Origin of the sequence: Streptococcus sp. E29BA, assembly GCF_041807805.1 — a bacterium.
In the GTDB taxonomy this organism is placed as follows: domain Bacteria; phylum Bacillota; class Bacilli; order Lactobacillales; family Streptococcaceae; genus Streptococcus; species Streptococcus entericus.
This window is the reverse complement of sequence record NZ_JBGTZA010000010.1, coordinates 53,170-59,475: the sequence shown is the minus strand read 5'-3', so window position 1 is coordinate 59,475 and position 6,306 is coordinate 53,170. Positions and strand designations below refer to the sequence as shown.

The 6,306-nt window shown below is 41.7% G+C and carries 9 protein-coding genes; all 9 read right to left on the bottom strand.

Annotated features, from left to right (window positions below; all coding sequences use genetic code 11):
• Window positions 1-1,208: gamma-glutamylcysteine synthetase (locus ACERC8_RS03665; protein WP_373658541.1), on the bottom strand; the 1,208-nt coding region annotated here is incomplete at its 3' end.
• A 278-nt stretch (window positions 1,209-1,486) separates the two neighbouring features.
• Window positions 1,487-1,873, bottom strand: coding sequence for a 50S ribosomal protein L17 (gene rplQ, locus ACERC8_RS03660; protein ID WP_373658540.1), 387 nt, complete (start codon window positions 1,871-1,873; stop codon window positions 1,487-1,489).
• Between the two features lie 15 nt (window positions 1,874-1,888).
• Complete coding sequence (locus ACERC8_RS03655; protein WP_373658539.1) at window positions 1,889-2,827, bottom strand: DNA-directed RNA polymerase subunit alpha; 939 nt, start codon at window positions 2,825-2,827, stop codon at window positions 1,889-1,891.
• Window positions 2,828-2,873: 46 nt separating this feature from the next.
• Entirely contained in the window at window positions 2,874-3,257 is a 384-nt protein-coding gene (gene rpsK, locus ACERC8_RS03650; RefSeq protein WP_018368217.1) for a 30S ribosomal protein S11, read from the bottom strand.
• 17 nt (window positions 3,258-3,274) lie between these two features.
• Window positions 3,275-3,640: a 30S ribosomal protein S13 gene (rpsM, locus tag ACERC8_RS03645; protein ID WP_018368216.1), complete on the bottom strand. Its 366-nt coding sequence runs from the start codon at window positions 3,638-3,640 to the stop codon at window positions 3,275-3,277.
• 23 nt (window positions 3,641-3,663) lie between these two features.
• The gene (rpmJ, locus tag ACERC8_RS03640) at window positions 3,664-3,780 is read right to left on the bottom strand and encodes a 50S ribosomal protein L36 (RefSeq protein ID WP_000868345.1); all 117 of its coding nucleotides are present in this window, start codon (window positions 3,778-3,780) and stop codon (window positions 3,664-3,666) included.
• Between the two features lie 25 nt (window positions 3,781-3,805).
• Window positions 3,806-4,024 carry a translation initiation factor IF-1 gene (gene infA / locus ACERC8_RS03635; protein ID WP_018368215.1) on the bottom strand — a complete coding sequence of 73 codons (219 nt, stop codon included), beginning with the start codon at window positions 4,022-4,024 and terminating at the stop codon, window positions 3,806-3,808.
• Between the two features lie 123 nt (window positions 4,025-4,147).
• Window positions 4,148-4,783 (bottom strand): adenylate kinase, encoded by a 636-nt coding sequence (locus tag ACERC8_RS03630; protein WP_373658534.1) that lies wholly within the window; start codon window positions 4,781-4,783, stop codon window positions 4,148-4,150.
• A 207-nt stretch (window positions 4,784-4,990) separates the two neighbouring features.
• A complete protein-coding gene (secY, locus tag ACERC8_RS03625) occupies window positions 4,991-6,298 on the bottom strand; it encodes a preprotein translocase subunit SecY (RefSeq protein ID WP_373658533.1) in 1,308 nt (435 codons plus the stop codon).
• Between the last annotated feature and the right edge of the window lie 8 nt (window positions 6,299-6,306).

The window sequence follows — 6,306 nt, the reverse complement described above, 5'->3', positions numbered from 1 at the left end:
GCGATATTGAGTAAATCAAGACTGAATTTGCGAATTTTATTTTTTTCTTCAGCTGATAATGTTTTTTGGGAAAATTGGCGACGGAGGGCTGGGTAGTCTTTACCATAATGCTGAAAGAAGTCCGCTTGTTCTAAATAATCTTCAAGCTCTGCTATTGCTACCAATAGACCAAGCTGAAAAGCTATGGGCGCAAAGGTACTATCTAGTGGCTGTGTACAAACGCTACGGCTCTCAATCGTCGCACGCCTCGTTAAAGTGTTGTAATGGTAAGCACGGTGAGTTTCAAGGTTAGATAGACACGGCTGTAAATAACTTTTTGAGCTCGTGTGACCGACAGAATAAGCCTTTATTTCCTTTGAATCAATGTAGTTTTCTAACGATATTGGTGGGAAATAATAAACTTTTCCATCCCTATTAACAGTGAATAAAGATGTTTTTGTCAGATAATCCAATAATTCATCATCACTATGAAAATCATGCGGGAAAAGGCCAACATTTTCAGCAATACAACCGTGGAACGAGTGTTCCCAAAAAATATCACGAGCAATCGTCGTATCCCAGTCAGCACCATTAAAAACAGAATTAGAAAAGAGATAGGCTTTAGCAGCCTCTATTTTATTGAAAGCATTGAGAACACGCAGGTAATTGCTTGAAGTCACATCTAGTTGGACTTGGTTACTACAAATAAAGGCTCCGTAATCAGTAAAAGGGTGGTACCAATCAGTCGCGTCTTCGTTAGCTAAGGCTAAATAAGCCATCAACATCTGGTAGCGAGGTAACTTCACTGCAGAATTGTCATTTTTATCCCAGGCTGGATGAATCCCGACACCTTGGAGTTCATGGTCATGTTGTCCTAAAAACAACTGGACGGCTTTCAGATAATGTTGAAAACGGTCATCTATTTCTTGGATTGTTTTAGATTTCCCGAAGGCAAATTCGAGGATGTTGTAAGAGACTTCAAAAAGGATTCGGTCTTTTGTGCCTGGGTGATATAATTGTACAGGAGCACCGTCTGCATCATGTTGTTCAATCACCAGATGAAAGTGCTCCGCCAAGAAAATCATGAGGGCTTTACTGACCTCTATGTCAGTTTTCTGAGATAATCGATGGACAATGGGAAACTCCAGTTCAACACCGATATACAGGTCTCTTGTCTCCTTTAGAGGCGATAAATAAATATCTCTCAATGCCTTTTTTAACTTGTCCATTCACTTACCTCATCCATTGTTCAACTTACGAAATACAGCAGGGTAAACTTAGATGTTATTGATAAACTATCCTGACTACAACCCTTAATACCATTATAACATACAATACAAAAACGCCTGCTTACGAGAGATTTCTAAATTAATTAGAAGTCTCTCGTAAACAAGCGTAACTAATCAATGATGATGAGTGTTACCGCTGGGACAGACCCAGCGGCAGACCAGAGCTAGACTAAGAAAGCAAGCTTTCCATCATCATAACACTCAACAAAATTGATGAATTAAACTAATTCGACGATTGCCATCGGAGCTGCGTCACCACGACGTGGCTCAGTTTTCAAGATACGAGTGTAACCACCGTTGCGCTCAGCATAGCGTGGTGCAATTTCTGAGAACAATTTCTGCAAAGCAGTTGTTGCAACGTATTTGTCAGTTGCTTCATCGTAGTTTTCAGATGCGATTTCGTTGCGAACAAAAGCTGCTGCTTGACGACGAGCATGCAAGTCACCACGTTTACCAAGGGTAATCATTTTTTCAACGGTTTTACGGATTTCTTTAGCACGAGCTTCAGTTGTCACGATTGATTCATTGATCAAAAGATCAGTTGTCAAGTCGCGAAGCATTGCCTTACGTTGTGAGCTAGTGCGTCCTAATTTACGGTAAGCCATGTTTTCCTCCTTAAATTATTTATCGTTTTTTAATCCCAGACCTAAATCATGCAATTTTACTTTAACTTCTTCAAGGCTCTTACGTCCCAAGTTACGTACTTTCATCATTTCAGTCTCTGATTTTTCTGTCAAGTCATAGACGGTGTTAATTCCCGCGCGCTTGAGGCAGTTATATGAACGAACAGACAAGTCTAATTCTTCGATGGTTCGGTCAAGTACTTTTTCGTCTGACACCACCTCTGTTTCTTTGAGAACATCCATGTTGTTAGCAATGTCCGTCAAGTCAGTAAAGAGGTTGAGGTGGTTAATCAAAACATTTGCAGATAGACCTAAAGCATCTTCTGGAATAATCGTTCCATTCGTTTCAATATCAATCGTTAACTTATCAAATCCATCGTTGCTACCAACACGGGCAGGCTCAACTTGGTAATTGACTTTCTTAACGGGTGTATAAATGGCATCAATAGCCAAGGTTCCAACTGGTGCGTCACCTTTTTTATTATTCTCAGCTGGTACATAGCCACGATTAGTATTAACTTTAAGAACCGCTTTAAAGCTAGCACCCTCTGCAATAGTAAAGAGGTAATGAGTGGTGTTAATGATTTCGATATCGCTATCTGTCAAGATATCTCCTGCTGTAACTTCAGCGGGACCAACAATATCGAGTTCCATCGTTTTTTCCTCATCAACATGAGATTTAATGGCAAGACCTTTCAAGTTGAGGATGATCTGCATCACATCTTCACGAACACCTGGAACAGTATCAAATTCGTGGAGTACTCCATCAATCTTAATTGATGTCACTGCCGCACCTGGAAGGGAGGACAAAAGTACACGACGAAGAGAGTTTCCGAGAGTTGTGCCGTAGCCACGTTCAAGTGGTTCAATCACAAATTTACCGGAATTTTGGTTTTCATCAATTTTTGTTATTATTGGTTTTGCAAACTCAATCATTTAGTTACTCCCTCGAAACGAATTGTGTATAAAAAGCGATTATGACTTACACACGACGACGTTTCGGAGGACGAGCACCGTTATGCGGTACAGGAGTCACATCGCGGATTGCTGTTACTTCTAAGCCAGCAGCAGCAAGAGCACGAATAGCAGATTCACGACCTGAACCAGGACCTTTTACTGTTACTTCAACCGTGCGAAGTCCATGTTCTTGTGCAGCTTTTGCAGCAGCTTCAGAAGCCATTTGAGCCGCGAACGGTGTTGACTTACGAGAACCTTTGAAACCAAGGGCACCAGCTGAGGACCAAGCGATAGCGTTGCCGTGTACATCAGTAATCATAACAATAGTGTTGTTAAATGTCGCGTGAATGTGAGCAATACCTGATTCGATATTCTTTTTCACACGGCGTTTACGTGTTGGTTTAGCCAATTTATTTACCTCCTATTTTATTTTTTCTTACCAGGAATAGCAACTGCTTTACCCTTACGAGTACGCGCATTGTTCTTGGTATTTTGACCACGGACTGGAAGTCCACGGCGGTGACGGATACCACGGTATGAACCGATTTCCATCAAGCGTTTGATGTTGAGGTTAACTTCACGACGGAGGTCACCCTCTACTTTGATTGCGTCTACTTCACGACGGATAGCGTCTTCTTGATCAGGGGTCAAATCTTTCACTCGGATGTCTTCAGAGATACCTGCAGCAGCTAAGATTTTCTTAGCCGTTGGCACACCGATACCGTAGACATAAGTCAATGAAATCACTACGCGTTTGTCATTTGGAATATCAACTCCAGCAATACGAGCCATGTTTTCTCCTTTCTATAACTATTTTAGCCTTGACGTTGTTTGTGTTTAGGGTTTGTTGGACAAATCACCATAACACGACCATTACGACGAATAACTTTACAGTATTCGCAAATTGGTTTAACCGATGGTCTTACCTTCATGTTTTAATCCCTCCAATTATTTCGATTATTTAAAGCGGTATGTGATCCGTCCACGTGTTAAATCGTAGGGGCTAAGTTCCACAGTCACACGGTCACCGACAAGAATACGAATGTAGTTCTTGCGGATTTTTCCTGATACTGTCGCCAGAATTTTATGCCCATTCTCTAATTCAACAGTAAACATCGCATTAGGCATGGTTTCAACAACCTTACCTTCGATTTCAATCACATCTTCTTTTGCCACGCAAAAGTACCTCCTTAAATGTCGATTTGATGTCCCTTTTCTCAAAAGGGTAAATAATATAAGTCAGACTTATCAATTATATCACTGTTTATAGCGATTTGCAAGCCATATCTTCTGCTTATTTTAAGTTTCTAGGACTTTTACGATCGACGCAAACACATCATCGATGTCTTGATTGCCATCAATATCATGAACAAGATTTTTTGCACGATAATGTGCTAAAATCGGCTCTCCTTGAGCGATATTAACATCTAAGCGACGTTTGACCGTTTCTGGCTTGTCATCTTCGCGCTGGTAGTAATCGTCCTCGTTGTAGTCCCCAGCTGGTGGGTTGAATAGTTTGTGGAATGTGGCGCCCGTTTCTTTATGGATAATGCGCCCGCTGAGTCTCTCAACTAAGCTCTCTGGGGCAACATCAATGTTAACGACCCCATCCAAGCTTAAACCAAGCTCTGCCATGGCTTGATCAAGCGCTTTTGCCTGATCAAGTGTCCGAGGGTAGCCGTCCAAGAGAACGCCATGTTCCTTGATGTCCCCTTCTGCCAAACGCTCTTTGACAATACCGTTAGTTACTTCGTCTGGAACGAGGTCGCCTTTGTCAATGTAGCTTTTAGCTAACAGACCCAGTTCCGTTTTGTTTGCCATAGCCGCACGGAACATATCTCCTGTAGACACATGCTTAAGACCAAACGTGTCAACAATTTTAGCTGCTTGAGTGCCTTTTCCTGCACCAGGCAGACCCATGATTAAAAGGTTCATCTTGTCTCCTTTATTATTTTGTTTTCAGATGAATCTGCCTTTATTGACAAACTCATCTGAAAACAAAATAGAGAGCGGGACAAGAAGCAACTGCTTCTAGCAGCGCTATTGTCGTCCCGCTTCTATGCAAGTTTCACATTGTGACTGTCCAGTCTAACCCTAAACAATCTTTCATTTCTTGCACGATATTCTATTTTGAAATACCTCTTATTCAGCTGCGTTCATAAAACCAACGTAGCGCCGTTTGAGGAGATAGCCTTCCAACTGCTTCATCCCTTCAATTCCTGTTGAAATCAAGATCAGCAAACTCGTTCCCCCTAAGGCAATATTGGATGACAGACCGAAAATCTGTTGTGCCAAAATTGGACTGAGTGCTACAAAAGCAAGGAAAATCGCACCAATAGTTGCTAGTTTTTTCAACAAACTAGACATGTACTGTTCTGTCTCACGACCTGGACGTACGCCAATGATATAAGATGCACTCTTTTGCAGATTTTCAGCCGTCTTTTCAGGGTTCACCTGCACAAAGGTGTAGAAGAATGAAAAGACGACAATCAAGACAGCGTAGAGTGCCATACCAGTTGGCGACTGATAAGACAAGGCTTCACGTAGCTTGTCCATCCAAGGCACAATCTGGTTCCCTCTTTGAAAGAAAGGCAGGATAGTTGTTGGTAGGGTCGTAATTGAACTAGCAAAGATAACCGGGATGACACCAGCAGGGTTTACCTTAAGCGGCAAATAAGAGCTACTTGATGCCCCTTTTGTTAACTTGGTGTGCTGGATAGGAATCTTGTACTCGGCCTGTTGCACGAAAGTTGTAAAGAAAACAATCAACAAAGTCGCTAATGCAAAGGCACTAACATAAATGAGTGAGGTTTGAAGCTCATCTGATTTAATGTTGACAAAATAATCCTCATGGATCGTCCTAAAGGTGTTAGGAATAGATGAGATAATCCCTGAAAAGATAATCATGGATACCCCATTACCAAAACCTTTATCTGTGATTTGCTCACCTAGCCAAGTCACCACAACACTTCCAGCAGTCAGTAAACTACCAATCATCACATAGGTTTGCCAGACGGGCTTGTCAATCAAGGCTACACTTGAAAGAGCATTAAAACCAGCAGTAATACCAATCGATTGAGCAAAGGCCACAAAGAGCGAAATGTAGCGAGTTGCTTGATTCAGCTTACGACGACCGACCTCACCTTGTTTACCCCATTCCACAAACTTGGGAACGATGTCCATCTGTAAAAGCTGGACAACAATGGAAGCCGTAATGTAGGGACTAACCCCCATCGAAAAGATAGAGAAATTCGTCAATGCATTACCAGACACCAAGTTCAACATGTTTAGAAACGGAAGATCTGCTAATTGCTCCAAACTCTTAACATTGACGCCTGGTACAGTGATATGAGTTCCCACGCGAAACACAAAGATGATAAAGAGTGTGAAAGCAATTTTCTTGCGAACATTCTTTAGCTTCAGGGCTTCAAAGAGTAATTTGAAAAACATAAGAAGTA

Excerpts from the sequence above, each read along its gene's own strand:
- ACERC8_RS03630 (WP_373658534.1), bottom strand. The coding sequence starts at position 4,783 with ATGAACCTTTTAATCATGGGTCTGCCTGGTGCAGGAAAAGGCACTCAA.
- rpsM (WP_018368216.1), bottom strand. The coding sequence starts at position 3,640 with ATGGCTCGTATTGCTGGAGTTGATATTCCAAATGACAAACGCGTAGTG.
- rplQ (WP_373658540.1), bottom strand. The coding sequence starts at position 1,873 with ATGGCTTACCGTAAATTAGGACGCACTAGCTCACAACGTAAGGCAATG.
- ACERC8_RS03655 (WP_373658539.1), bottom strand. The coding sequence starts at position 2,827 with ATGATTGAGTTTGCAAAACCAATAATAACAAAAATTGATGAAAACCAA.
- secY (WP_373658533.1), bottom strand. The coding sequence starts at position 6,298 with ATGTTTTTCAAATTACTCTTTGAAGCCCTGAAGCTAAAGAATGTTCGC.
- rpmJ (WP_000868345.1), bottom strand. The coding sequence starts at position 3,780 with ATGAAGGTAAGACCATCGGTTAAACCAATTTGCGAATACTGTAAAGTT.